26 protein-coding genes are annotated in these 24,804 nt (G+C 41.8%); 17 read left to right on the top strand and 9 right to left on the bottom strand.

All coding sequences use genetic code 11. The features are described from left to right. Positions 1-101: 101 nt before the first annotated feature. Positions 102-707, bottom strand: a complete 606-nt coding sequence (locus tag K9B36_RS15000; RefSeq protein WP_223703166.1) for a spore coat protein — start codon at positions 705-707, stop codon at positions 102-104. A gap of 584 nt (positions 708-1,291) precedes the next feature. On the opposite strand from K9B36_RS15000, the gene K9B36_RS14995 reads away from it, so the two are divergent. Both K9B36_RS14995 and K9B36_RS14990 read left to right on the top strand, forming a co-directional pair. Next, a complete protein-coding gene (locus tag K9B36_RS14995; RefSeq protein ID WP_223703137.1) occupies positions 1,292-1,780 on the top strand; it encodes a DUF2243 domain-containing protein in 489 nt (162 codons plus the stop codon). Beyond that, positions 1,767-2,579 (top strand): cytochrome c oxidase assembly protein, encoded by an 813-nt coding sequence (locus K9B36_RS14990; RefSeq protein ID WP_399202024.1) that lies wholly within the window; start codon positions 1,767-1,769, stop codon positions 2,577-2,579. Before K9B36_RS14995 ends, K9B36_RS14990 begins: the two co-directional genes overlap by 14 nt. A gap of 72 nt (positions 2,580-2,651) precedes the next feature. Here the strand turns inward: K9B36_RS14990 and K9B36_RS14985 are convergent, their stop codons facing one another. From K9B36_RS14985 to K9B36_RS14975, 3 genes are read right to left on the bottom strand one after another with little or no spacing between them, the layout of a single operon-like run. After that, on the bottom strand, positions 2,652-3,410 hold the full coding sequence (locus K9B36_RS14985) for an HAAS domain-containing protein (RefSeq protein ID WP_223703135.1): 759 nt from the start codon (positions 3,408-3,410) through the stop codon (positions 2,652-2,654). A gap of 18 nt (positions 3,411-3,428) precedes the next feature. Continuing rightward, positions 3,429-4,103, bottom strand: a complete 675-nt coding sequence (locus tag K9B36_RS14980; RefSeq protein ID WP_223703134.1) for a DUF1129 family protein — start codon at positions 4,101-4,103, stop codon at positions 3,429-3,431. Beyond that, complete coding sequence (locus tag K9B36_RS14975; RefSeq protein WP_223703133.1) at positions 4,100-4,432, bottom strand: PadR family transcriptional regulator; 333 nt, start codon at positions 4,430-4,432, stop codon at positions 4,100-4,102. The genes K9B36_RS14980 and K9B36_RS14975 overlap by 4 nt, the downstream gene beginning before the upstream one ends. 396 nt (positions 4,433-4,828) lie before the next feature. Here K9B36_RS14975 and K9B36_RS14970 point away from each other — a divergent pair, with 396 nt between their 5' ends. From K9B36_RS14970 to K9B36_RS14960, 3 genes are all read left to right on the top strand, one after another. Further along, positions 4,829-5,596, top strand: a complete 768-nt coding sequence (locus tag K9B36_RS14970) for a MerR family transcriptional regulator (RefSeq protein WP_223703132.1) — start codon at positions 4,829-4,831, stop codon at positions 5,594-5,596. A 152-nt stretch (positions 5,597-5,748) separates the two neighbouring features. Continuing rightward, positions 5,749-6,093, top strand: a complete 345-nt coding sequence (locus K9B36_RS14965) for a MerR family transcriptional regulator (protein WP_223703131.1) — start codon at positions 5,749-5,751, stop codon at positions 6,091-6,093. After that, positions 6,090-6,542: an SRPBCC family protein gene (locus K9B36_RS14960; RefSeq protein WP_223703130.1), complete on the top strand. Its 453-nt coding sequence runs from the start codon at positions 6,090-6,092 to the stop codon at positions 6,540-6,542. Before K9B36_RS14965 ends, K9B36_RS14960 begins: the two co-directional genes overlap by 4 nt. A gap of 137 nt (positions 6,543-6,679) precedes the next feature. Here the strand turns inward: K9B36_RS14960 and K9B36_RS14955 are convergent, their stop codons facing one another. Beyond that, positions 6,680-7,009, bottom strand: coding sequence for a four-helix bundle copper-binding protein (locus tag K9B36_RS14955; RefSeq protein ID WP_223703162.1), 330 nt, complete (start codon positions 7,007-7,009; stop codon positions 6,680-6,682). A gap of 350 nt (positions 7,010-7,359) precedes the next feature. On the opposite strand from K9B36_RS14955, the gene K9B36_RS14950 reads away from it, so the two are divergent. From K9B36_RS14950 to cydC, 9 genes are all read left to right on the top strand, one after another. Beyond that, positions 7,360-8,484 carry a sensor histidine kinase gene (locus K9B36_RS14950; RefSeq protein WP_223703129.1) on the top strand — a complete coding sequence of 375 codons (1,125 nt, stop codon included), beginning with the start codon at positions 7,360-7,362 and terminating at the stop codon, positions 8,482-8,484. Continuing rightward, entirely contained in the window at positions 8,485-9,117 is a 633-nt protein-coding gene (locus tag K9B36_RS14945; protein WP_223703127.1) for a response regulator transcription factor, read from the top strand. 156 nt (positions 9,118-9,273) lie between these two features. After that, positions 9,274-10,206 (top strand): ABC transporter ATP-binding protein, encoded by a 933-nt coding sequence (locus K9B36_RS14940; protein WP_223703125.1) that lies wholly within the window; start codon positions 9,274-9,276, stop codon positions 10,204-10,206. Positions 10,207-10,218: 12 nt separating this feature from the next. After that, entirely contained in the window at positions 10,219-11,484 is a 1,266-nt protein-coding gene (locus tag K9B36_RS14935) for an ABC transporter permease (protein ID WP_223703123.1), read from the top strand. Continuing rightward, positions 11,485-12,582: an ABC transporter permease gene (locus K9B36_RS14930; RefSeq protein WP_223703121.1), complete on the top strand. Its 1,098-nt coding sequence runs from the start codon at positions 11,485-11,487 to the stop codon at positions 12,580-12,582. 91 nt (positions 12,583-12,673) lie between these two features. Then, positions 12,674-12,889, top strand: coding sequence for a helix-turn-helix transcriptional regulator (locus tag K9B36_RS14925; protein ID WP_223703119.1), 216 nt, complete (start codon positions 12,674-12,676; stop codon positions 12,887-12,889). After that, positions 12,886-13,296: a hypothetical protein gene (locus K9B36_RS14920; RefSeq protein ID WP_223703118.1), complete on the top strand. Its 411-nt coding sequence runs from the start codon at positions 12,886-12,888 to the stop codon at positions 13,294-13,296. Before K9B36_RS14925 ends, K9B36_RS14920 begins: the two co-directional genes overlap by 4 nt. Before the next feature lie 161 nt (positions 13,297-13,457). Continuing rightward, positions 13,458-15,191 carry a thiol reductant ABC exporter subunit CydD gene (gene cydD / locus K9B36_RS14915; RefSeq protein ID WP_223703117.1) on the top strand — a complete coding sequence of 578 codons (1,734 nt, stop codon included), beginning with the start codon at positions 13,458-13,460 and terminating at the stop codon, positions 15,189-15,191. Continuing rightward, positions 15,188-16,903, top strand: coding sequence for a thiol reductant ABC exporter subunit CydC (cydC, locus tag K9B36_RS14910; protein WP_223703116.1), 1,716 nt, complete (start codon positions 15,188-15,190; stop codon positions 16,901-16,903). The genes cydD and cydC overlap by 4 nt, the downstream gene beginning before the upstream one ends. 391 nt (positions 16,904-17,294) lie before the next feature. Here cydC and K9B36_RS14900 read toward each other — a convergent pair whose 3' ends face one another. Continuing rightward, positions 17,295-18,698, bottom strand: coding sequence for a sodium/glutamate symporter (locus tag K9B36_RS14900; RefSeq protein WP_223703161.1), 1,404 nt, complete (start codon positions 18,696-18,698; stop codon positions 17,295-17,297). Positions 18,699-18,907: 209 nt separating this feature from the next. Here K9B36_RS14900 and K9B36_RS14895 point away from each other — a divergent pair, with 209 nt between their 5' ends. Together K9B36_RS14895 and K9B36_RS14890 are read left to right on the top strand one after the other, a co-directional pair. Then, on the top strand, positions 18,908-20,617 hold the full coding sequence (locus K9B36_RS14895) for an ABC transporter ATP-binding protein (protein ID WP_223703115.1): 1,710 nt from the start codon (positions 18,908-18,910) through the stop codon (positions 20,615-20,617). Between the two features lie 248 nt (positions 20,618-20,865). Further along, on the top strand, positions 20,866-21,549 hold the full coding sequence (locus K9B36_RS14890; protein WP_223703114.1) for a general stress protein: 684 nt from the start codon (positions 20,866-20,868) through the stop codon (positions 21,547-21,549). 351 nt (positions 21,550-21,900) lie between these two features. Here K9B36_RS14890 and K9B36_RS16925 read toward each other — a convergent pair whose 3' ends face one another. The 3 genes from K9B36_RS16925 to K9B36_RS14885 form a co-directional block, all read right to left on the bottom strand. Beyond that, entirely contained in the window at positions 21,901-22,032 is a 132-nt protein-coding gene (locus tag K9B36_RS16925) for a hypothetical protein (RefSeq protein WP_263399392.1), read from the bottom strand. A 138-nt stretch (positions 22,033-22,170) separates the two neighbouring features. Continuing rightward, a complete protein-coding gene (locus K9B36_RS17000) occupies positions 22,171-22,389 on the bottom strand; it encodes a Rieske 2Fe-2S domain-containing protein (RefSeq protein ID WP_317889883.1) in 219 nt (72 codons plus the stop codon). A gap of 15 nt (positions 22,390-22,404) precedes the next feature. Then, positions 22,405-23,730: an NAD(P)/FAD-dependent oxidoreductase gene (locus K9B36_RS14885; protein WP_317889882.1), complete on the bottom strand. Its 1,326-nt coding sequence runs from the start codon at positions 23,728-23,730 to the stop codon at positions 22,405-22,407. 155 nt (positions 23,731-23,885) lie between these two features. Here K9B36_RS14885 and K9B36_RS14880 point away from each other — a divergent pair, with 155 nt between their 5' ends. Then, on the top strand, positions 23,886-24,728 hold the full coding sequence (locus tag K9B36_RS14880; RefSeq protein WP_223703113.1) for an MBL fold metallo-hydrolase: 843 nt from the start codon (positions 23,886-23,888) through the stop codon (positions 24,726-24,728). Positions 24,729-24,804 lie beyond the last annotated feature (76 nt).

The raw sequence follows: 24,804 nt of genomic DNA, 5'->3' as shown, positions 1-24,804 counted from the left end.
ATTTACTTTCAATGTTCGGCCACCCTACTTTTTGAAGAGTTTGAGGAAAAGACCAACTATTCCACAAATCAAAAGCCGCTGAGTTAATCAGCGGCAATTTTTTAATGCATATTTCCCTGTATCGGAATCTTAGCATAGCTTTGAAGCATTTGATTCATATCCTGCAAAGGAAGCTTTGGTACCTGGTAGTATCCATGTTTGTTCTGGTAGAGAAAAATTTCATAGCTTAGTTCAATCAGGTTTGGAACGCTGTCTGCAACAACTCTTCTTAGTACAGGGTTGGTCATTTCTAAGGCTGTCATGGCAAATAAGGATGCCAAGGATTTGGTGTTCCCTAACATATAGGCAGAGAGTCCTTTGTCAGAGATCTCGCTAATGGACTGGTTAGGTTTTTTGGGCTGCCCCGGTTTTAAACCATACACAACGTCATTATTTTGCGTCATTTTATATACCTGAGTCGAAACGGAAGGTTTTTGCCCTGTTTGGAAGCTTTCAACTGCCGTATTGTACATTTGTGTGACGAAAGCAGTCTGTCGTTGTAGGATATCTTTCAGCTCAGGGTCTTGGATATACTGGTCATATATTTGATATTGGTCGAGCATGGTAATGAGCCCAGCAAGGACTTCATGAGCGTCAAACATCTCATGACCACCATGACTTTGACTGGCCATTTGATTACCCATTGTGTTTTGTGGCATTTGATTCATATTATTTTGGCCTTGCGGATTAAATGAATTTTGCAAAGTGATTCCTCCTTAATTGTTATAAAGTACATACTTCTGTAGAATGAACGGTTTGGATATAATTTATGCAAGCGAAAAGTACTCCTTATTTCGGATCAAAATGACAAAAAAGTCCACCTGTGACTTAATCAGTGCTTTACCCACAACCATTATGTTAATAGCCATTTCATATTTAAGCGTGTTTATTAGAGATTGTATAAGGGAAAAATGGAGATAATACCATCTTGTACAAGGAACTTTTAATGGTCTCATTGAACAAGGCTGTTCATCCTTAACGTTTGGCCACGCTTTCGCACCGCCCCGCGGAAAGCGGTCACCTAGAACGGAAAGGAAAAGGGGGTTTTAGAAGTAACCTGCCTAATATCAGAGTAGTCATGAAACTGAGGAATATATTATCTTCCCGGTACAATCTCTAGATTAAAAAGGAGAGAGAGACTTTTTTTTTCGAGTATTCAGCTTGAAGCGGGTACATGGAACATAAAGCAATTTTAGCTTTTTAAGGTACACTACCTTTTCCAGGGTAGACTATCGGTATTGGAGGAGTTTGAATGGAGAAAAGAGCATCCCGCAATACGCACTCCAAACGAAATCTTTGGTCTGGTGTGTTATTTGGGCTTGGTTTAATTGCTTTTTTTGATGAATTCGTATTTCATCAGCTGTTACATTGGCATCATTTTTACGACAAGTCTACAAAAGACATCGGCCTCGTATCGGATGGTTTATTTCATGCCTTTAGCTGGTTTGCGACCATTGGCGGGTTGTTTTTATTTGCAGATCTACGCAGGCGGCATGCGCTGTGGCTAACTCGGTGGTGGGGAGGAGTATTGGTTGGAGCGGGTGGATTTCAGCTATACGATGGTATTATCCAGCATAAATGGATGCGTATTCATCAAATTCGTTATGTAGAAAATGTCCTTCTCTATGATATTGTCTGGAATGTTACCGCCAGTGTGCTGCTAATAGCTGGTATCATTCTTGTGTACCGGACACGTGGCAAGAAAAGGGAAAAGCAGGTTAGGTTAAATGAACATGAATGATCATACTCATCACTTTAATGAACATTTATTAGAGACGGCTCCCCAAGTTTGGCTGGCTATGCCATTTGTTCTCTTGTTGATTTTCTACATCTGGGCAGTGGTTATTTCCAGTCGCCACTACCGTAAATGGCCAATCTATCGCACCATCTCTTGGCTAGGAGGGACCTTCTGTGCAGTTGCTGCAGTCGCAGGCCCATTGGCAGAAAGAGCCCATATGGATTTTCCCACTCATATGATCGGACACCTGCTTCTGGGCATGCTTGCTCCACTGCTTATGGTTTTGGCAGCTCCAATGACACTTTTACTACGAACACTACCCGTGAATGTGGCAAGAGGGCTTACTTGGATTTTGAAGAGCTTCCCGGTGCGTATTCTAAGCGATCCTATTATCGCTTCTTTATTAAATATAGGCGGGCTCTGGATTCTCTATACGACCAACTTGTTTGGTTTAATGCATCAAAGTGTCACACTTCATATTTTGATTCATATTCATGTCTTTTTGGCAGGCTATTTGTTCACAATTTCGATGATTTACATTGACCCAATACCTCATAGAAGAAGCTATGTTTATCGCTCTATTGTTTTAGTGGCTGCCTTGGCCGCCCATGGGATTTTGTCAAAATATATTTATGCCAACCCTCCAGCTGGAGTAGCAGCAGACAAGGCGGAATCAGGCGCGATGCTTATGTTTTATGGCGGCGACATGATTGATGGTGTTATCATATTTATTTTATGCCTGCAATGGTATAAAGCAGCTAAGCCCAGACAAAGTTTCGTTTCAGTTGAGAACCAGAGTTAACGCTGTTGGTGAATTCGCCTCGTTCACAAAAATCGGCGGCTAATCCTACAAACAACAAAGAATGTAAAAACTTTATGCTTTATCTGAGCTTTTTTTAAATGTAAAAAGCAGGTAGAGTCCTATTCCAGCGTACATCATGATGGTGCTTAAGATTAACTGGTTCGCTTCAGAAAAAGTAGTAAAACGAACAAGATAATCAGGCACGATATAAAATATTGGTAGAACAATTGAAATCAGTGTTTTACTCCATATCGAAATACCAATCAAAAAAGCGACTGCTAGGCAAGCGACAAGCACGTTACCTGTTGCACTAAGAGTGACTATGGGTGTTTCAACATAACGGTTCAAGATTAACAAACCAATAAACAAGCCGATGGAAAGAAAGCTGGTAAGATAAAGTAAGGAGAACTCCTTTACTTTAGTGAGAGTTTGACTTGATATCATTCTGAACACAAACATATAGACTACTAATAAAGTGACACAGATTAGCGGGTTTCCGATAAGCTCCAAGAAAGTGTATTCAATGGTACCAAGCAATGCATCCTTCAACACTAAACCTGAAAAAGCACCTAGAATGATTAGTGGAACAAACTTGGCCCAGCCTTTTATATCAAAGGACATCTCATTTGAAAGCTGCTCCATATATGCTTTGGGGGAGTTCCCGATGATATGTTCGATTCCTTTATTCTGTTTTTCTGCCTCAAATAAATGAATCTCCAGCTCCTGGGTGATGTCTTCAACTTCTTTTGTTTTCTTGCCACTTGAAAACAGATAGATTCGTAAATTATCAATGAATTGTTTGCTTTCTTTAGATAGTGTAAGATTGGCCATAAAATAAGATCCTCCCTTTTAATTTGATAGTCTTTTGAGCACTTTACTGACGAGCAGGGAAACTCCTCCGAATGCTAGGTAGATCCACCATTCGAAAGAAACAACCGGACCAAAGTCAGGTGATAACCAGCTAAAGAGCATGATGATGGCAAAGGAACCTGCTCCCCAGAAGCCGGCCTTCCAATATGCCTGTCTTTTGGCTTTCTTTTCTTTAAAAAGCGTGGAACGAACTAGTTTGAAAATGATGTTTACTCCGAAGCCAGTAAAAAACATCACTGCAAGTGCAATGACTAGAAGATTGCCTAACGTAACGTCTGCCCGTACCTCAGCAAAGGAAGGCAATATAAGATAAATGAAGCCCAATACAAACCCAAACCAGCCAAGAGAGTTGAAGATCTGTGAGAGGGTAAATGGAATCATCTTGCGCTTCTTTTCCCGAGGAAGCCCAGCAATCAGCTCTTCTGCATAAGAAACTGGCTCTTTTCCAAAGAAATTCTCTGCCGTTTTTCCTTCCTCCTGACCTACAAGCAAGTGGTCCAGTAATTCCAACAAGAGTTCTTCCCCTTCATGTTCGGCAATCCGTAAATCTGTCCGAATATACAATAGGAAGTCTTCGTATACCTTAAGATTGTCTTCTGTGAGAAGTTTCCGTTTTTCATTGTTCTCTTCAATTAGCTGTTTGGTGTTCATCATGATTTTCCCCCTCTTTCGAGCAGAATGCTGACAGGACCGGCAATTAACATCCACTCTCCTGCAATCCGATCCAATTCTTCCTTGCCACTGTCCGTTAAAAAATAGTATTTTCTGTTGGGTCCCGTGACAGATGGACGCATCTCGCCACGAATATAACCGTTTTTCTGCAATCGAAGAAGAACCGGGTAGATGGTCCCTTCGCTTATATCAGGGAGTCCCACTTTTTGCAGCTTTTGTGAAAGCTCGTAGCCATACACGGTTTGTTCTTCTACAATGGCCATCACACATGCATCAAGAATTCCTTTTAATAATTGGCTTCTAGTTGCCATAAACTTCACCCCATTAGTACTTTGTTATGCAAGATAGTGTTACAAAAAAATAATAAACACGCTAAGGGATTACTTGATAACTTTAGTATATAATGTGCTATCTTGTAATGCAAGGTAAAGTTTTGGTGGAGCGAGGGGACGGCTCCTTCGCTTCTTTAGCATACTAACTTGCTAAAGTAAGAGAAAAAACGGGGATAAAGGTGAAGGTGTTATTTTATTTATTTTATGCCTAAAATGGAATATAGCAGCTAGGCCCAGACGGGGATTTTACTCTTCATACGTTCCATCATAGCCCATTAATAACATCTTTATAGGTGAAAGGTGAAAAACTTCCACTTGCCTATTTACCTTTACGTTACGTCAAGGAGTATAGTGAATTTGTCAGGAGGTGAGCACATGGAATATACGGTTCAAAAGTTGGCAGAACTGGCTGGTGTGACCGGTCGGACACTCCGCTATTATGATGAAATAGGAATTCTTAAGCCGGCAAGAATGAATTCATCGGGCTATCGTATTTACGGGCAGGCAGAAGTCGATCGCTTACAGCAGATACTTTTCTACCGCGAGCTTGAAGTAGACTTGGAAAATATCAAAAAGATTGTAAATTCTCCATCCTTTGATGATGCCAAAGCATTAGTGGACCATCGTGAAAAGCTTCTGACAAAACGCACGCAATTAGACCGTTTAATTGCCAATGTGGAAAAGACATTAGCGACAAGAGAAGGGAGATTAGTGATGGATAACTCGGAAAAGTTTGAAGCGTTCAAGCAAAACCTTATTAACGAAAACGAAGACAAATATGGAAAAGAAATTCGTTCTAAGTACGGAGAAGATCAGATCAATTTGTCTAACGCCAAGCTCAAAGGGATGAGCAAGGAAAAGTTTGCAAAAGGGGAAAAGTTGGAAGAAGAGATTTTCACCTTATTGGAAAAGGCATTTCAAGGTGGTGACCCAGCAGGTGAACTAGCTCAGCAGGCAGCCGACCTTCACTGCCAGTGGCTAAGCCTCTATTGGGACAGCTACTCAAAAGAAGCGCATGCGGGACTTGCTCAAATGTATGTCGATGATGAGAGATTTACCGCTTACTATGATAAGGTGCAGCCTGGAACAGCAGCGTTTTTGCGGGATGCTGTGTTTGTTTATACGGGGACGACGAAGAACTAGTTAATATAGTGGACGGATGAGCTTATAGTTCATCTGTCTTTTTTGAATATAAGCAAAGAAAGGTTTTCTCCCCCTTTTTAAAGAAATAATATAAATAAAGGTTGACCATGTGGTGTACCCCACGGTTTATCATAGAAAAGGGGGAACAAGGCATGTACAAGGTGAGTGAGTTTTCAGAAATGACGGGGTTGAGCAAGGAAACATTAAGATATTACGCAGAAGTGAAACTAATGGAGCCTGCCTACATAGACCCGAAGAATAATTATCGCTATTACGATGACGGCAGTTACTTTCTTGCGCTTCTTCTGGGAAAGCTGAGAAGATTTGGTTTTACGATACAAGAGATGATTTCGGTGATGGAGGATGAGTCCTTCTCGCATTTAGAAGAATTAATCTTAGAAAAAAAGAAACAGATACAGATGCAGATAGAGGATCTTTATCTCAAGCAAAAGGAGATGGACGAATTTCTAGCGTCTGGGAAGGAGGAAGAACAATGATACAATGGAAAGACGAAAGAGTAATCGAAGCGAATATTGAAAAAGTCTGGGAGTTATTTTTAGATAAAAATATAACAAAGACCATGCCGAAAGTAGAAGAGCACACATTAATTGAAAAAACAGAAGGCGAAGTGGGGGCAAAACATCAGCAAAAATACCGCGAAGGCAAACGGGTGGAAACGTATATTGTGGAAACATTGGCATATGAAAATCATTATGACAAGAAGCGAAAGCAGATAGGTTTTGTGCTAGGGAAGGCTTTTGAAATGAATTTAACTTTTACACTGGAAAGAATAGATGATTCTCATACAAAGTTTATCTATGAAGGATACAATAAAGGAGTAAATTTTGTAGGACGAGCGATGTTGAAGCTTGGCAGTGAGAAGAGCAATAATAAGGTGGTTAAAGAGTACATGGATCGTGTGGAGGAGGAGGCCTTAAAGCTGTAAAAGATAAATTGCCTTGCTAGAGATAGCGGTAGACAGGGGACCCCACTTAGGAAGGAGGCTCCCGCACCGCTCTTTTTCTAAGCGAACACCTTTAGCGAAAATCAAATAAAGATTAGCATTCTCCAACTTTAAAAATATTAAGCTGCCATTTTTCTGCAAGCTTCCGCACATTTAAAGCATGCATCTGCGCATCTTTGACAATGATCATGATCATGCTGTTTGCACTCGTTTCCGCATGCTTCACAAATTTCTGCGCAAAGCTGGCAAATCTGGCTTGCGAAAGGACTGTTAGATTGCATTGATTTAACCGCCAATCCGCAAATATCCGCACATTCCCGGTCCAAGCGGATACAGCCTGCCATCATCTTCACATCTTCTTCTTCTAAGCAGGCACTATAGCAATTGTTACATGCTTCCATACATTCCAAACAAGCTTGAATACACTCTTCATATTGCTGTTGAGTCATCTCTTCTTCATCCTCCTTCAAAAGTTTCCCTCTTTAAGGCTGTTTTCGCATTGATTGTTGCGTCGGGTAAGTTATTATCACCAACAACAATCTTCCCGAAAAGAGCCTTCCTTAATAGACTACCCATCATGTTGCAAATAAAACTTATGAATCAACCCCTTGAAGCAAAGGCAGGACAATTTAAACAATATGTAGAATTATGTAAAGTAGAGAGAAGTGTAAGTTGACGTTCAACGAGATTTTAAAAAATAAAAGCAGATACATAACGATAGAAATAGGGGACGAAGAAAGGGGAAGCAACTTGAACAACAACACAATAGAGCTAGTTTCCTTCATAATAGGTGAACCCTATGCGTAGTTATTTTCTATGGATAAAACTAATATTTCTTTGTATCTGTTTTATTCTTATCCCAATCTACCACCATATACCAACACAGGTCTTACCTGGATATATCGTAATAGTTGGGGCTTTTCTGGCAATCTATTTTTCCCTTCCTTTGTGGGAGAAAAAAGGCTTTGCTTATTTCTTTGCAAGCAGTTTAATTGCCATCCTATTGTTAGTAATAGTTTCTCCGGTTAACTTGCTTCCGTGGATCCCATTCTATTTTCTTTTAATAGACGGCATGATAACACCGTCGAGGAGAGAGAGGACGTATCGTGTAGCGGGAACGCTTTTTCCAATGAGTAGCGTCAGTTTTCAACTGGAGTTAGGGGAGATTCTCTTTTTTCATCTTCTGCTTGTCCTATTGGTGTTGGGAGTCGGGTTTCTTTTACAACTCTATTATAGTGAAAATAGAAAAGTAGAGAAAGAGTGGAAGAGCTTGCTTGTTGAATATCGTCTGTTGAAGCGGCAGGTTATGGAAAGTGAAGAAGGTGCGAGAGTCGAGGAGCGTAATCGGATAGCGAGGGATATCCATGACTCAGTTGGGCATCAGCTGACAGCATTAATGATGCAGTTGGCTATAGCGGAGCAGTCCGTGCAAGAGAAGAAAGTGAAGGCTATTCTTGCACAGTCCAAGCAATTGGCACGCGAGAGTCTGGATGGCATGAGAAAAGCGGTGAAGGCATTGCAGGGAGAAGAGGAAAAGGGAATCTCATCTGTGATTCACTTGATACGGAAGCTGGAAGCAGAAAGCCAGATGCGTGTCCAATTGACAACAAAAACAGGTGTACTGTCTGTTGGGTTAACGAATAAACAAAATATCGCCATCTACCGCTTTGTGCAAGAAGGCTTGACGAATGCGATGAGGCATGGAAGTTCAAGGGAGATTGCGGTAACAGTGGAAATGGTGGGCGAGCATAGTCTACAGATTACCGTAGTGAATAAAATAGAAGGACCGGTAATGACAACAGAAGGGTTTGGAATGGTAAACATGCGAAAAAGGCTAGAGGCATTGCATGGGAGAATGGATAGGATTGTTACGGAAAATCACTTTACAATTAAAGGAGTTTTTCCTCTGAAAGGGGATAGGTAGATGATACATATTTTGCTGGCAGAAGATCAGGCACTTGTCAGGCAGGGAATCAGGATGATGATTGAGCAGAACCCGAATTTCAAGGTGGCAGCTGAGGCAGTGAACGGGAAAGAAGCCATCGATGCCTATGAGAAACACGCGATTGATATTGTGCTCATGGATGTGCGAATGCCCGTGATGACTGGTCTTGAGGCGACAAAAATATTAAAAAGCAGAGATCCGGCAGCAAAGATTCTTATTCTCACCACATTTGCAGACGATGAATATGCAATGGAAGCTTTGAGGCTCGGTGCAGTCGGTTATTTATTAAAGGATGCTGATGCTGCGAGTTTGATTTCCTCTATTGAAAGTGGGATGAACGGAGGAATTTCCATCGATAGCTCTGTAGCAGGAAAAGTGGTTCCAAAGCTCATCAACCCAACTGTCCCGCAAGAACCAATACATAGGTTAACTAGTAGAGAACAGTCCATTTTACAGTTGGTCGCTGACGGTAAGAATAATCAAGAAATGGCGGAGGTTCTTCATTTATCCATCGGTACGGTGAAAAATCATGTAACGGTCATTTTGCAAAAACTTGGCTTGAGAGACCGAACCCAGCTTGCAATATATGCGATTCGAAATGGGATGGTATGAGGGGGGCTGACACAGAAGGCAACTATTTAGAGGCTTTCTGTTTTTTTGTTGGAAAAAATGACTAAAGTAACTCTCTTTCGCTTTAATTGATGACTTTATACAGGTTAGATTACTTAAAAAGGATAGTAAGATAAGAGTAGCAAAGGGGGTCATGGAATGTTAGAAGCAATTAATTTAACAAAAACTTATAAAAGTACACCGGCGGTCAAAGGGGTTAATTTATATTTGGAAAAAGGAGAAACGGTCGGCCTGCTTGGACCAAATGGAGCGGGAAAGTCTACGACAATCTCGATGCTGTCATCTCTGATCCATCCAACAGCAGGAGAGGTGCTATTAAAAGGAGAAAGCATCAAGGGTCAACCGCAGCATCTTCGTGCCATTCTTGGCGTGGTTCCGCAGGATATAGCTGTATTCCCGGACCTAACAGCAAGAGAAAACATGTTGTTTTTTGGAAAAGTCTATAAACTTCCGAAAAAAGACCTCAAGAATCGAATAGAAGAGGTGCTAAAATTAGTCGGTCTAGAACAACAGCACAAAAAGCAAGTAAAGACCTTTTCTGGAGGAATGAAGAGAAGACTGAATATCGCGGTAGCGCTCTTGCATGAGCCGGAGATACTCATTATGGATGAACCAACGGTAGGTATTGACCCCCAATCTCGGAGCTATATTTTAGAAACAGTGAAAAAGCTTAATGAAGAAAAGGGAGTAACAGTTCTTTATACAAGCCACTACATGGAAGAAGTGGAGTTTTTGTGCAAGCGGCTGTATATTATGGACCGCGGGGAAGTGATTGCTTCTGGAACAAAGGAGGAAGTGAAGAATATCCTTTCCTCGGAGCATACAATTGAGGTGGAGATGGAAGTGGCGAAGGATGAATTTCTGCAGCGGCTTCAGACTCACCCAGCAATTTCCACAGCTACTATCCTTGATAAAAAAGTGGTGCTGATGGCCCCAAAAGAGATTAACCTTCTAGAAGATGTTTTTGCAGCAGCAAAGCAAAGTGGCACAGTGCTAAAAGGAATTCAAATTATGGCTCCTTCACTCGAAGATGTGTTTCTCCATTTAACGGGCCGAACTTTAAGAGATTAGGAGGGAGCGGCGATGTTATTAGCTTTTATGAAAAAAGACATTCTCCACCTCCTTCGTGATAAAAAAGAAGTAATCCTTTTAATTGCCATGCCATTTATTTTAATAACCATCCTCGGATTTGCGCTTGGTACAACGATGAAGGAAGAAAGTGGACTCAATATCGCGGTAGGAACTGTAGATCACGGAGACCTTTTTGAGCAGGTAGATTTATTTAAAGAGTGGATGAGAAATCATAATATACCTGAAGCCGTCATCGAGCAAATGGCAGAAGCGGCGGAACAATCTTCTTTGCCTGAAATTTTGGTAGATGAAGTGATGATTGAAGAGCTGCCGGACCTCATAACGGTAACAGAAGAAGAAAATCTATCCGCTTCGCTCGATTCGGATGAATATGCAGCTGTTCTATTCTTTCCGAAAAATTACCGTCTCGAAGCATGGAAGCATCAATTCTTCGAGGAAGAGGAAGGAATAGAAAAATTTGAGATTTACTTAAACGAGGAAAAAGGGTTAGAAGCGAATATCCTATCCGGTATTGTAGAGAATTTCACTGATCAGATGAGGTTGTATACGGTATTAGCAAAGGAATCCCAGATGATGAATCAAAGCACACCTGATTTTGCTTCTTTGTCAGCTATCCAAGGGGAAGTGGCTACAATGGAAGGGGAAGAGCCGATCAATTCCTTTGAATATTTCGCAATTGGAATGAGTGTGATGTTTGCTCTGTATGTTGTTTCCTTTGTGGCAAGCTATGCTTTTCAGGAAAAGTCGACCTTTGTGTATAATCGTATCCTTTTGGCAAACGTGTCTCCTTTTATCTATGGAACGAGTAAATGGATATCAGCGGTGCTTGTTACATTTCTTCAGCTTTGTGCTTTGTTTGGATTATCCAAGCTAATATACAATGTGAGCTGGCCTAACCTTTTTTCCTTTTTAACGATCACCTTGATGTTAAGTCTTGCCGTTGGATCGATAACGGTGCTAATCACCGCCATGAACTACCGCTTGGAAACGGAGCGGGTATCCACGATGTTTTCTGGATTTCTTGTTAGTGTGCTCGCCTTTTTAGGTGGCAGCTTTATTCCTTGGGATGGGCTGTCAGAATCGATGTGGAAGCTTGGAGCCTTTACCCCCAATGGAGCGGCAATGCAAGGGTATCTTCATGTGTTAAAGGGCGGAGCGCTGCATGAGGTATCCCATCATCTTTGGACTTTAGGCGTTATGAGCCTTCTGATTCTTCTTCTGGCTGTTTCTTTGTTTCCCAAAAGGAGGTCGATTTAAATGAGGGCGATTATTTGGAATCATATGCAACAGCTAAGACGTCAACCATTCGCAGTATTAGGCATGATTGTTTTGACCATTGTATTTTCTGTGGCACTTGGTCAAGTGAGCAGAAGTTCTCAAGTGGAAGTGCCAGTTTACTCTGCTGAGCTTTCTTTAGAAGAAATCACTGAAACAATTGAACGGTTAAATAAAGAATCTGACGTCCACTTTATATTAGAAGAAAAGGAAATCATTGATTCTAAATTGTCTCAAAATGCAATCGAGATGGCACTTCAAGTGGAGAAAGATTTTTATAAAATTTTCACCAATGCGAACTCTCCTAATGTCTCCTTTGTTGAGGCACATGTAAACAATGTTCTGAAATCAGAGGCAGTGCTGAATCGAACCGCGGCTCAATTAAATCAAAGTGTGGAAGACTTAAGACAAAATGTTGCAAGTTCTAGTGAGTTATACTCCTTTACTACGAAGTCCTTTAAGGAGGATGACTTTTTATATGATTCTTCCTTGCAAGCATTATTCGGATTCTCGCTGTTCTTTGTTATCTTCACTGTTTCGTTCACAGTGAGTACAATTCTTTATCAAAAAAGGGACGGCATGTGGAATAGGCTAATCCTTTCCCCATTATCAAAGGTGCAGCTTTATTTAGGAAACCTGATATTCAGCTTTCTTTTGGGGTATATCCAGCTATTTCTCATCTTTACTTTATTCCGTTTTGTACTAGGTGTGAATCTATATGGAGGGTTTCCCTTAATCCTGATAGCGATCATACCTTATCTATTCGCACTGGTGTCGCTTGGTGTTCTGATCAGTGCTATTGTCAGTAATCCAAGGCAGCTGGATGCGGTTATACCGATCATTTCTGTGAGCATGGCTATGATTGGGGGAGCCTATTGGCCACTGGAAATTGTACAGTCGGAAATTCTTTTAAAACTTTCTCTTTTTATTCCGATGACTTACGGGATGGAAATGCTGAAGGGGGCTACCATCCTTGATTGGTCCTTGTCCCAATTCTTTTTACCAGCCTCTATTTTGTTTTGTATGGGTGTGCTGTTTATGGGTGTGGGTTTAAATTTGATGGAGCGGAAGGCAACATAATTTTAAGAGGTGGGTGTAAAGATATCTTTACATCCACCTCTTTTTTATTTATACTGTATGTAAAGATATCTTTACGTTTGGAGGTTCTAAATTGAGAGTAGTCAATCACATAAAAGAGGTTAGGCAGGAGCGTGGGATCACACAGGTGAAAATGGCGGAGGATTTGCAGATTACCCGTCAAACAATTAATGCCATCGAAAAGAATAAATACAACCCGAGCCTGGAACTGGCACTAAAGTTGATTGCCTATTTTGATGTACCCATTGGAGATTTATTTTACCTAGAAAAGGAGGAGAATGAACGATGAAAAATGAGAAATTGTTATGGCTAGCCTGGTCTTTTATTATCATCTGTATTATGGCCGGCGGAATTCTAGGGGTGTACTTGATTGGCAGAGAAGAAGGTGTTTTCGACATGGATTTAGTGCTATCCGTAGTTATAGGAACTTTGGGTGGCGCATTCTTTACTATCGTTTTTTCTATATGGAAGAAAAAACGAAAAAGAAATATTCCTGAATTTGATGAGCGAAATCTGTCATTAATGAAAAGATACTTCTTGATTGCGTTGTATTTTATAATATTCGGTAGCGGGGCACTTTTGCTTGTCCTGTTCTTTATGGGAGTGGAAACAATAGATGTCGGCATGCTGATTGTTTATATGATGGTGTTGTATCTAATAGTGGGCTTAGGTGCACTGGTGACAGCTAAGCTGTAGATAAAGGAAATGCAGAAATAGAATTGTCATAAAAAGGTCAATCTCCAAACAAGCGCACCGGTCCCCTTTGCTTTATAATAAAGTTATTATGTGAATTTATTCACGTACTATATCGTCATACAAACTAACACCTAATCTTTATAAGGAGAAGGGACTAATAGATGAACGATCTTAAAACTTATGCCAAAGCACAAAAAGGAACAAGGGCTATTCTAATAATCCTCGCAGTTTTGACAGGTATTACTGTCATTGCTCAGGCTTATTTCTTTGTTACCATCGTGGATCGGGTGTTTCTTCAGGGACATTCGTTTGATGCTATCATGCCGTTTCTTGGAGGCTTGCTTGGTGTCATGGCAGCCAGAGCAACGCTTACCTATTTGAACGGTGTGGCAGGAGTAAAAATGGCAACAAAAGTAAAGCGGGAATTTCGAAGCGCACTTTTAAATAAATTATCAAAAAGTCCTGTTCAAGCTTCTTTAAAAGGGCAGTCGGGACAAAAAGTCAGTGTCATGATGGATGCGGTGGATGAGATTGATCCATACTTTAGCCGCTATATTCCTCAGATGATTCAATCGTCTGTTATTCCGATCATGATTTTGATTGCAATATTCACTCAACACACTCATTCTGGATGGATCATTTTGCTGACAGCACCTTTTATTCCGATTTTTATGATTGTAGTGGGACTTAAGACGAAAAAGAAATCGGAAGAACAGATGGAGAAGCTTGCAGCTTTTTCAGGCAGGTTTCTTGATACGCTGCAGGGATTAACGACACTAAAACTATTCGGAGAATCGAAAAAGCAAAAGGAAATGATTCAGCATAGCAGTCTGTCCTTCCGCGATGCAACGATGGAAGTATTGAAGATTGCTTTTCTTTCCTCGTTAATGCTGGAGTTTATTTCTATGCTTGCGATTGGGTTGATTGCGCTTGAGGTAGGACTGCAGATTGTAGTATTTAAGAATTTGACGTTTTTCCCAGCATTCTTTGTACTGGTGTTGGCACCGGAGTTCTATCTCTATCTAAAAGAGCTTGGAAGTGCTTTTCATACAGGAAGAGGAAGTATGGGAGCTGCGAAGAAGGTAGAAGATGAACTTAACGTCGAGGAACAACCGATAGAATGGGGAGATGGAAGTTTACTAGATAAAAAGAGACCCCCTGTTATCGAACTGAAGAATGTCAGTTTCCAGTACGGTGCGGATACCTTCCAATTAGCAAACATGGAGGCGGTCATTCCGCCCTATAATCAAGTAGCAATTGTCGGACGAAGCGGGTCAGGTAAATCGACACTACTTAATATTATTGCGGGATTGATTCGTCCTAATGAAGGGATGGTAGCGGTTGAGGGCAGATCGTTATTTTCCTATCAGGAAAGAGCTTGGTTCGACCAGTTGAGCTATATTTCCCAGAATCCGTACCTTTTTTCTGGAACGATTGCAGAGAATATCGTGATGGGTGGAAAGATCGATGCTACTCTCCCAGAAATTAAAGCAGCAGCGGAAAAAGCAGGAATCTTCTCCTTAATAGAGTCTCTTGAACATGGCTTTGAGACAAAGATCGGGGAAGCAGGAAGAGGACTTTCCGGGGGAGAAAAGCAGCGACTTGCGCTGGCAAGGGCATTTCTCAAGCAACCAACGGTCATTCTTTTTGATGAGCCAACCACAGGATTGGACCTTCAGACAGAACGTATCCTTCAAACGTCCATAAAAGAGCTCTCGAAAACATCCACGGTTATTACGGTAGCTCACCGGCTGCATACCATTAAGAATGCCGATCAAATCTTCTTTTTGGAGAATGGCAAGCTGATGGGGCAGGGAACGCATGAAAAGTTGGCAGCAACTGTGGAAGAGTATCGCAAGATGGTTATGGTTCAGCAAGGAGGGAGAGCAGAATGAAGGATTTGGCAATGGTAATAAAGTTGATGATGCTTGAGAAAAAGGACATTTTTTATTCCATTCTACTCGGCTTCACTGCAGGACTTGCAGCGGTCGGACTGTTCGCTTCAAGTGGCTATCTGATTTCAAAAGCTGCCCTTGAACCACCAATCTACGCTTTGACTGTGATGATTGCACTTTTAAAGCTATTCGGATTTGCTCGTGCATTTAGCCGTTATGGCGAGCGCTATTTTTCCCACCGGGCTACTTTTACGATATTAAGTAATCTCCGTGTTTCTTTTTATGAAAAGCTTGAGCCATTAGCGCCAGGGATATTTCAAAAATACCGCAGCGGGGATCTTTTATCGAGAATTGTCGGAGATGTGGAAAGTCTTCAAAACTATTTTTTACGTGTCTTCTATCCACCAATTGTTCTTGTTCTTGTTTTTCTTAGTACGATATTCTTCTTATCGTTCTACTCTATCCTGATCGCAATCGTTATGTTTGTCGGGCTTATTTTAACAGCCTTTGTTGTTCCCGCAGTGTTTGCTTGGAGTCAGCGCAGGGTTCAAGGAAAAGTCAGAGAACGGCGTGGGGAGCTTTCAACGGAAGTGACGGAACTATTATATGGATTTCGTGACTTGAAAATCTATCAAAAGCTGGCAGACAAAGAGGACCAGCTCAACCAAGCATCAGATTCTTATTTAAGGGAGCAGGAAAAGGAAGGCATCCAGGCAATGTTCAATCAGTCAGTGAACACCTTTGTCACTCTCGTAGTCTCGTTAGTCGTACTCGGACTTGGGGCCTTTTTAGTAATCGAGGGTGAGTTAAATGGCTTGTTCTTGGCGATGCTTGTGATGATTTCCTTGACTGTATTTGAAAATGCTGCACCAATGGCGGTCTTACCTGGTCATTTAGAGGACAGTCGCAGAGCAGCGAAAAGATTGTATTCGGTGGTTAAGCGTGAAGAGATGAAAGAAGGCGATTCTTCTGAAAAGTTACCTGACACCGGTGCCCTTTCGGTGGAAATGGAGAATGTAACTTTTACCTTTCCAGAAGAAGCACGCGTTGCTCTTGATAGAGTTAATCTTACCCTTCCAGCAGGTTCAAAGACCGCGATTGTCGGACCAAGTGGATCAGGGAAATCTACTCTCTTGCAGCTACTGCTAAAAATCCTCTCGCCAGATTTTGGTTCAATCCTTGTCGGTGGAAGGCCTCTAGCACACGTTTCCCAAGAAAATCTATGGGATAAGGCAAATGTGGTTCTTCAGGAAAATCACTTTTTCTATGGAACCATCAGAGAGAACCTTTTGCTTGCAGGGGATAGTTTAAAAGATGAACAGCTTCAGGAAGCTCTTGCACACGTAAAGCTAGAACGATTTTCTCTAGACGATGCCGTAATGGAAAAAGGAGAAAACCTCTCTGGTGGAGAAAAGCAAAGATTAGCCATTGCCCGTTCATTGTTAAAGGGTGGACGCTTATGGCTACTCGATGAACCAACATCAAGTGTAGACGCGCTAACGGAGCAGAGTATCTTTGAACATCTACTAGAAAAAGCAGAGGCGGATACATTGGTTTTGGTTAGCCATCGCTTAACAGGGTTAGAGAAGATGGATCAAATTATTGTAATGGAGCATGGCCGAGTTGTTGAGTCAGGGACATTTTCCGAGCTAATGAAAAAGCGAGGGTATTTTTATGAAATGAAGCAAATTGAGAAGAGTGTGTTTATGTAGGCTCTTGTTGATAAAGATTATTGCTATAATCGAAGAGGCTGGGACAAAAGTGTTTTAGCCTAAGAAAAACCCGAACTAATTTAGCTCTAATAACAAATTAGTTCGGGTTTTAATGTTTTAAAATATACGTTTAGTATTTAGGTTACTTCAGCGGTTGATTGGAGTGCAAGACGGAGACTCCTGCGGGAGAAGTGGCCAATGTGAGACCCCGCAGGCAAAGCCGAGGAGGCTCACGGGTCACCCGCGGAAAGCGAAGTCTTGCACGGAAATCAATAGCGGTTTTAGAGCAGGTACTTAAATTTTCGTCTTTTGTAAGAGTTTTTTTAATTTCGTCCCAACCTCTTCAACTATTTCAGGATTAGCAAAACATGTGAAATAGTAAACTGCCGCTCTATCCTTCCTGCTTTTTTCCAAAGTGGAAGATTCCCAATAGCAGCCATCCAGTCATAACGACCGCTGCGAGAATGAGAGCAGGAACAGGTCCAAATGCCACAATGAACGGGGTGGAAGCAGCAGTTGCTATTCCGCCACCGACGATTAGATCAAGAAGCAGCTGTTTATAGCTGAACCCTTCTTTTGCAGGACTCTCTTCATTAGGATCCGCAAGATTAATAAGTAACACACCAGCAGCACTCATTCCCATAGCTTGTCCGAGATCCCCGATGCCTCTCTCAAACCAGTAGTCTGGCATAATTCGAGGAGCGATGAAAATAAAAGCAAGAACATTCCATGTGATTGCTGTCACGGACATAAGTAAGAACGGTAACCAATATTCCCCAATCACACCAAGAGACAGGGTAGCAATAGCCGAAGCGATGAGCAGGTCAAGGGCAAACCCTTGAATTCTGTTAACGATTCCACTGTCCAAAATGCTGTGCTTCACAAACTTGGTCATAAAGAGCTGAACAAGAATGGCCCCCACCATTGCAAGTGGGAATAAAGGTAAATGAGTGAACAGTTCGATTTGTTCTATCCATAGTGCTTCCTCGAGCAGAATAAGTCCTTCAAGGATAAGAAACCCTATTGCAATGGCAACACCTATGTAAGCAAAATGCACGGTTAGTGTTTCAATAAACTCAGAGCGAGTTGTTTTTTGACCTACCGGTGCATCATCTTGGTCCTCTTTTGCGATAATTCCTAGCAACTGCTCCTCAGATATATCGTTCGGGCTTGAGAGTATCTCTGTCTTTCCCTTACGTGCCCCCCAGTTAATAAGGGCCATTCCAAGCAGCACCCCTGTTAGTACACCAACGGTCGCTAATCCAACAGCCAGATCTCTGCCTTCCTCAAAGCCAACACTTGAAAAGGTCCCGGATAGACCAGCAGCAGTCCCATGCCCACCAACAAAACTTATTTCAAGCAGTGCACCGACAGCAGGATCCAAATCGAAAAGAGGAGTGAGTACCAGAATGGCCAATGAAATACCTACCACATATTGTCCCCATGAAATAAAGTGGGCGAAAGTAATTTGAGGTCCGGAAATTTTCCAGATTTTCTTTATGTGAGGAATTTTCTTTCCAATAAAAAAGGAAGCAAAAATCACACTAATCAGCAATCCTGGTAGCTCTACCCATACATTTTGCATAGCTTCCGGAAAAAGCCCTCCCGTATCAAACAGCTCTACACCAAACCTGCCGAGTATTTCAGGACCCAAAATAAGTCCAATGAGTCCTGCTAGAATGGAACTTGGTACAAAGAACTTTTGCAAAAATGGGAGCGATACACGCAGCCACTTTCCTATAATCAAAAGGGCTCCTAGAATTATAAAACTAAAACCAATCAATTCTGGAGACATGTTCAAATGAATATCCCCCTTATAATATTTATATAAAAATAAATACCCTTTTAGCGAGAACAATAATCTTAGAAAACTTCCCCTGTAGTGTATTGGGTAAGTCGAAGCAAAAATCTTTAGTGTCCCGAAAAAAAGGATACTAGTCTAGGAGAATAAAAGGTACAATATAGAAAACTAATTACAGAGAGTCAAAGGAAGGTGCAAGTAAGTTGTTGAAACGATTTTTTTCTTACTATAAGCCATATAAATGGTTATTTATTTTGGATTTTTCCTGCGCGGTTTTTGTGGGACTTCTGGAGCTTGCTTTCCCATTAGCGGTCAATCAGGTAATCGATCGCCTGCTTCCGGAGCAGAACTGGACCATTATCCTTTGGGCCTGCTTAGGCTTATTGGTCATCTATCTTATTAATACCGGCTTGCATTATGTTGTAACCTACTGGGGACATATGCTCGGCATTAACATTGAAACCGATATGAGGAGAAAGCTGTTTCAGCACATGCAAAAGCTCTCTTTCGGCTATTATGATAACAATAAAACAGGTCACTCCATCTCAAGGTTGACAAAAGACCTCGAGGAAATCGGCGAGGTGGCACATCATGGTCCTGAGGATGTCTTTGTAGCCTTAATGACCCTGGTTGGTGCGTTTATTTTAATGATGACAATTAATTGGAAACTGGCGATTCTTTCCTTTTTGGTCATTCCGTTATTGATGGTCTTGGCGATCTATTTTAATAAAAAAATGACTAAAACGTTTCGCAGAATGTTTGGGGATGTCGCGGAAATTAATGCACGTGTAGAGGATAGCATCGGTGGAATTCGTGTGGTGCAAGCCTTTGCCAATGAAAAACACGAACAAAAGCAATTTGCAGTAAACAACGAGAGCTACCGGAATACAAAGCTCTCCTCTTATAAAATCATGGCGCAAAACGTGACAGCAAACTACATGCTTATGCGTCTTGTTACACTTTTCACCTTAATGTTTGGGACATTTTTTGTCATCCGCGGCGATCTGACCTATGGAGAATTCGTTGCATTCATCTTGCTAGCCAATATTTTATTAGGACCTATACAAAAAATAAATGCCGTTATCGAAAGTTATCCTAAAGGAATTGCAGGATTCAAACGGTACGTGGAAATTATGGATACAGAGCCTGATATTGCAGACGCGCCAGGAGCGGTGCATGCGGAATTGGACGGAGAAATCCGTTATCAAAATGTTTCCTTCGGCTATGAAGGGTTAGATAGAGTGTTGAATTACATAAATCTGACAGTCCGAGCTGGAGAGACGGTTGCCATTGTGGGACCTTCCGGAGCCGGTAAGACGACATTGTGCAGTCTATTGCCGCGATTTTATGAACTACAGGAAGGCAGTATTCTCATAGATGGCTACGACACGCGGGAACTGACCCTTGAATCTCTACGTAGTCAGATCGGAATTGTACAGCAGGATGTTTTTCTCTTCTCGGGAACCATTCGGGAAAATATTGCCTATGGGAAGTTAGATGCAACGGATGAAGAAATCCTAGATGCCGCTCGCCGTTCGCAGTTGGATGATTTCATTGTCACGCAGCCACATGGCTTGGATACTGTAATTGGGGAGCGTGGCGTCAAACTATCAGGAGGTCAAAAACAGAGATTGGCTATTTCACGAATCTTTTTGAAAAACCCGCCAATTCTTATTCTGGATGAAGCAACATCCGCTCTTGATACTGAAACAGAACGCGCAATCCAGGAATCCTTAACAGAGCTTTCCAAAGACCGTACCACTTTGGTAATCGCCCATCGTCTTGCTACGATTAAAAATGCCGATCGAATCATGGTTGTTACCAAAGAAGGTATTGCAGAACAAGGAAAGCATGAAGAACTGATTGAAGCGGAAGGAATCTACAGCAGGCTCCACTATGCGCAATTTGGGTAAGAGGCAGTTGGGTTTGTTAGATTGTGGAAGTGAGTTTCGATTTTTGCTACCGGGGAATGTATGAAGTAAAGAAAGGCTCTTTTCTAAAAGATTGTTGCTAAAAACCCGTAAAAAATCCTGTTCACTCTAAATCAAGCATAATTTCTTAATTTAACAGGAAAAGAGTACGAGTGGTACCAACTTACGTAAAAGCAACAATCAATGCGAAAACAGCCTAAAGAAAACAACATTCCAAGGAGGCAACATAGATGAGTAAAAATGTATTTGGTGTATACGACTCTGAATTACAGACGAAAAGTGTAGTAGAAGGTTTAATCGTTCAAGGATATAAAGAACATGAAATTTATGTTGTTGCACAAGGAAAGCATATCACCTCGTCGTTTCCAAAAGAAACCCATGTAGAGAAAATCAGCATGAAGGACGACGATTCTGTAGTCGATAAAATCAAGCATTCTCTATTACCGGACGAAGCACTCTCGCCTGAAGGTGTTGGAAATAGACTGCTTGAACTAGGAGTATCTGATAGAGAAGCACCTATGTATGCTACCGATATCGAAAATGGTAGAATCGTCGTTCTAGTAGATGATGTAACACAAAACAATACAACCATCGTCACCACTTCACAAGCAGATGAGGATACCCTCGGAGGCAATTCCTACACTGCAGAGGAAGTGGAATCAACAAAAGAAAGCAACCCATTCACCGGCATTGACGAAGAATCGAAAACTGTCCAATCGGGAAGTAACGTAGAACCTAAAGAAGAACGTAATCAACCTCTTCATAAAGAAACACTGGACCATCTGTCACAACAGAACCAAGATCCATCTGTTAATGTAAACAATGATAGAAACGATACCCACAAAAACGTAATCGACGGAGCGCCATCCTATACAGAAGAGCCGCGAAAAAAAGCAGACCTTCATAAGTTTTAATGAGTGAGTGGGTGGATGGTGGATGAAATTGGTAATTGGGGCCAGGCCCCAAAAGTAAAAAAATGAGAAAAAAGCGTGTCCCCTGGCTGATGGTTGGCCGGTGGGGCATTTTTTGTTGTTAAGAATTGTATGGGGCCATCGAGTTACGGCATGAACGATGGTTACGGGTCATAAAAGCCTCCGCAAATGGAGCAAAATATACGAAAATAGCCTTTTTTTTAATAGGAAATCAGGTTTATTATTGTAATAGGAGGCAAAATAGAGCAGCTTGCCCCTCTCTAGCGATGAAAAGGTGGTAGTTAGGGACCGTTCTACCTGTTTTTTGAGATGCATCTAACAACTTTTCTGGAATCATCTAACAACATAGGGCTGTTCATCTAACACCAATTCGATTTCACCTAACACCTTTCCGAGTTCATCTAACAACCATACGGATTCATCTAACACCTTAGAGTTACCCGTCTTCCAACTGCCAATCTTCATCCATCTCCCTACCTTACTTATAAACCTGCCCCATCCGCGTGCACCGGCACCTCAAGATCCCTATTTCCAAACTTCAAAAAAACCGCCCTATGGTTCCATTACACCTAATGGAACCAAAAAAGCAGCTATATGCAAAAACTATTTTCTATCACTATCCTTCGCAGGCTTTAACGGTTTCACCGCAGGCCCCTCCAACACGTCGCCTTTATACGAGAATCTTGAAGCATGACAAGGGCAATCCCATGTGCGCTCTGCATCATTCCATTCCACGTCGCAACCCATGTGGGTACAGGTAGGATGAACCAGATGGTACCGGCCGCTTTCATCCTTATAGGCACCAACCTTATTTCCGTCCACCTTAACCAGTGCTCCTTAATCGCTGTCCAAGTCTTTTAGTTCTTTTTCCTTCCGCTTGACCTTTCCTTTTACAAACTCTTTGGCAACATCTGCGTTTTCCTTAACAAAGCTTTTTATACCTGAGGTGGTTAGCTCGCTTCTGCTTGGATCGAATAGGTCATGGTACGGATTTTCCTTCTGAAGTATCCGGTCTTTTAAAAGAAGTGCAGCAGTAGTGCCATTTGTCATCCCCCATTTCGCAAAACCGGTTGCAACAAGGACGTTTTCTTCGTCCGAACTTATTGCACCGATGTACGGTATCTTATCCAGTGTGATGATATCCTGGGCAGACCAATGATAGGAGATTTCCTCGAGATTGAAATGTTGCAATCCGAAGTCTGCAAGCTTTTCATAATTTTCTATTGTTTCGCCGTGGCTTTGTCCAGTAGGGTGACCTTCCCCACCAATAAGAAGTAGCTTTTCACCATTAAGTCCCAATGCGGATCGTAAGGAGCGGGAGGGAGAATCTGCGCTCAAATACATTCCATCTGGAATAGGAGACTGTACCCTTGCCGCAATAGAGTAGGACCGCTCGATATGCAGGCGTGAAAAATACAAGCCCTCGAAATCATTAAATGGAAAGTGGGAGCTTACAATCACCTGGTTACATTGAATATGGTGTCCTTCTGTAGTTATAACTTCTTGCATTTCCCCTTTGCGGTTAATATCGCCGGCTCTTGTATCTTCGAAAATTTGGCCACCGTGCTTTTGAATTTCGCTCACAAGACCAGAAAGGTATTTTACAGGATGAAACTGGGCTTGATTTCTCATTACGATGGCATTTTCCCATTCAAAAGGCAGCTGCACTTCTTCGGATGAAGCAAGACCGCCATCTAACCCCAGACTTTTATAAGCATCCGCTTCCTTTTCCACCTTTACTTTTGATGACTTACTCGTGGAGTAGACATAAGAGTCCTGGTTTGTAAGATCGCAGTCGATGCCAAGTTCGTCCACCGTTTGACGGATGAAGGCAAGAGCGTCTTCGTTGGATTCGTAGTATAGTCGGGCTCGCTCCAACCCAATATTTTTAATCAGTTCATCATAGATCAGTCCATGCTGGGAAGAAATTTTTGCCGTGGTGTAACCGGTGGTGCCATCAATAATTTTACCGGCATCAATAAGAACGACTTTAATTCCTTCCTTTGCAAGCAGATAAGCGATAGTGATGCCGGTGATACCAGCACCGACTATTGTGATATCTGTAGCAAGGTTTTCAGAAAGTGGGGAGAAGGATGGAAGGTTATGTTCCTCTCTCCAGAAAGATTTCGTGAATTTCGGTATTTTTCTACGTAATATCGTCATGTTTCTACCTCCTATTAAAGTCACATATCTTTTAAGTACCCCAATAAGGAACAAACAATCTTAATGGTTATTTCAGATTTTTATGGGGAAAGTAGAAAAATAAAGGATGGTCTTGTATGGTTGGTTTTTTTACACCATATTAAGGATGAAAAGGAGTGGAGATAGTGAAGGATAAACTGATTCCTGTAACCTCTGTGAGGGCTGGAAAAGGAGAAGAACTTTCAGCAGACGTTTTTATGTACACCAATCAGGTGGTTAATCTGTTTTTTGTGGAAATTCCTGGACCCGAGAAAAAATGGGTGATGGTGGATACGGGGATGCCAAAATCTGCAGAAACCTTAAGAGATCTAGTGGAGTTGCGATATGGTGAAGGTAGCAAGCCAGAGGCAATCATTCTGACACATGGACATTTCGACCATGTCGGGGCAGTGGAAGAGCTTGTGGAACTTTGGAATGTGCCAGTTTATGCACATCCGCTTGAGCTGCCGTATTTAACAGGCAAACAGAATTACCCTGAACCTGATTCCACTGTGGAGGGTGGCATGGTAGCCAAATTATCTTCCATGATGTTTCCTAATGAAGCGATAAATTTGGGAAATAAGGTTACTGTACTTCCTGAAGATCACAGTGTTCCTTTTTTACCTGAATGGAAATGGATTCATACTCCAGGACATGCACCAGGGCATATCTCCCTTTTCCGAGAAACAGATGGCATGCTTCTTGTGGGGGATGCCTTTGTTACGGTAAAACAAGAATCACTGTACAAGGTCCTCGTGCAGGAACAGGAAATAAGCGGCCCACCAAGGTACCTGACAACGGACTGGAGGCAAGCATGGGAATCGGTTAAGAAACTTCAGGCACTCAATCCATCTGTTGCGGCAACCGGTCATGGTGCCCCAATGGCAGGGGAATTACTAAAAACCTCCTTGGACAAGCTTGTACAGGAGTTTGAAACGATTGCCATTCCTGACCATGGCCGATATGTGGACGGGAACTAGACATTATAAAATTATTTTAAAAATAGCAGGCTAATCCCAGAACGGGTAGTAGCCTGCTATTCTTGTTGGAATGGTA

Origin of the sequence: Sutcliffiella deserti, from assembly GCF_020037475.1 — a bacterium.
In the GTDB taxonomy this organism is placed as follows: Bacteria; Bacillota; Bacilli; order Bacillales; family Bacillaceae_I; genus Sutcliffiella_A; species Sutcliffiella_A deserti.
The sequence above is the reverse complement of the archived record's forward strand: the minus strand, read 5'-3'. Positions and strand labels throughout refer to the sequence as shown.

Coding starts and splice junctions, on each gene's coding strand:
- K9B36_RS15000 (WP_223703166.1), bottom strand. CDS start 707: ATGAATCAAATGCCACAAAACACAATGGGTAATCAAATGGCCAGTCAA.
- K9B36_RS14995 (WP_223703137.1), top strand. CDS start 1,292: ATGGAGAAAAGAGCATCCCGCAATACGCACTCCAAACGAAATCTTTGG.
- K9B36_RS14990 (WP_399202024.1), top strand. CDS start 1,767: ATGAACATGAATGATCATACTCATCACTTTAATGAACATTTATTAGAG.
- K9B36_RS14985 (WP_223703135.1), bottom strand. CDS start 3,410: ATGGCCAATCTTACACTATCTAAAGAAAGCAAACAATTCATTGATAAT.
- K9B36_RS14980 (WP_223703134.1), bottom strand. CDS start 4,103: ATGATGAACACCAAACAGCTAATTGAAGAGAACAATGAAAAACGGAAA.
- K9B36_RS14975 (WP_223703133.1), bottom strand. CDS start 4,432: ATGGCAACTAGAAGCCAATTATTAAAAGGAATTCTTGATGCATGTGTG.
- K9B36_RS14970 (WP_223703132.1), top strand. CDS start 4,829: ATGGAATATACGGTTCAAAAGTTGGCAGAACTGGCTGGTGTGACCGGT.
- K9B36_RS14965 (WP_223703131.1), top strand. CDS start 5,749: ATGTACAAGGTGAGTGAGTTTTCAGAAATGACGGGGTTGAGCAAGGAA.
- K9B36_RS14960 (WP_223703130.1), top strand. CDS start 6,090: ATGATACAATGGAAAGACGAAAGAGTAATCGAAGCGAATATTGAAAAA.
- K9B36_RS14955 (WP_223703162.1), bottom strand. CDS start 7,009: ATGACTCAACAGCAATATGAAGAGTGTATTCAAGCTTGTTTGGAATGT.
- K9B36_RS14950 (WP_223703129.1), top strand. CDS start 7,360: ATGCGTAGTTATTTTCTATGGATAAAACTAATATTTCTTTGTATCTGT.
- K9B36_RS14945 (WP_223703127.1), top strand. CDS start 8,485: ATGATACATATTTTGCTGGCAGAAGATCAGGCACTTGTCAGGCAGGGA.
- K9B36_RS14940 (WP_223703125.1), top strand. CDS start 9,274: ATGTTAGAAGCAATTAATTTAACAAAAACTTATAAAAGTACACCGGCG.
- K9B36_RS14935 (WP_223703123.1), top strand. CDS start 10,219: ATGTTATTAGCTTTTATGAAAAAAGACATTCTCCACCTCCTTCGTGAT.
- K9B36_RS14930 (WP_223703121.1), top strand. CDS start 11,485: ATGAGGGCGATTATTTGGAATCATATGCAACAGCTAAGACGTCAACCA.
- K9B36_RS14920 (WP_223703118.1), top strand. CDS start 12,886: ATGAAAAATGAGAAATTGTTATGGCTAGCCTGGTCTTTTATTATCATC.
- cydD (WP_223703117.1), top strand. CDS start 13,458: ATGAACGATCTTAAAACTTATGCCAAAGCACAAAAAGGAACAAGGGCT.
- cydC (WP_223703116.1), top strand. CDS start 15,188: ATGAAGGATTTGGCAATGGTAATAAAGTTGATGATGCTTGAGAAAAAG.
- K9B36_RS14900 (WP_223703161.1), bottom strand. CDS start 18,698: ATGTCTCCAGAATTGATTGGTTTTAGTTTTATAATTCTAGGAGCCCTT.
- K9B36_RS14890 (WP_223703114.1), top strand. CDS start 20,866: ATGAGTAAAAATGTATTTGGTGTATACGACTCTGAATTACAGACGAAA.
- K9B36_RS16925 (WP_263399392.1), bottom strand. CDS start 22,032: ATGAAGATTGGCAGTTGGAAGACGGGTAACTCTAAGGTGTTAGATGAA.
- K9B36_RS14885 (WP_317889882.1), bottom strand. CDS start 23,730: ATGACGATATTACGTAGAAAAATACCGAAATTCACGAAATCTTTCTGG.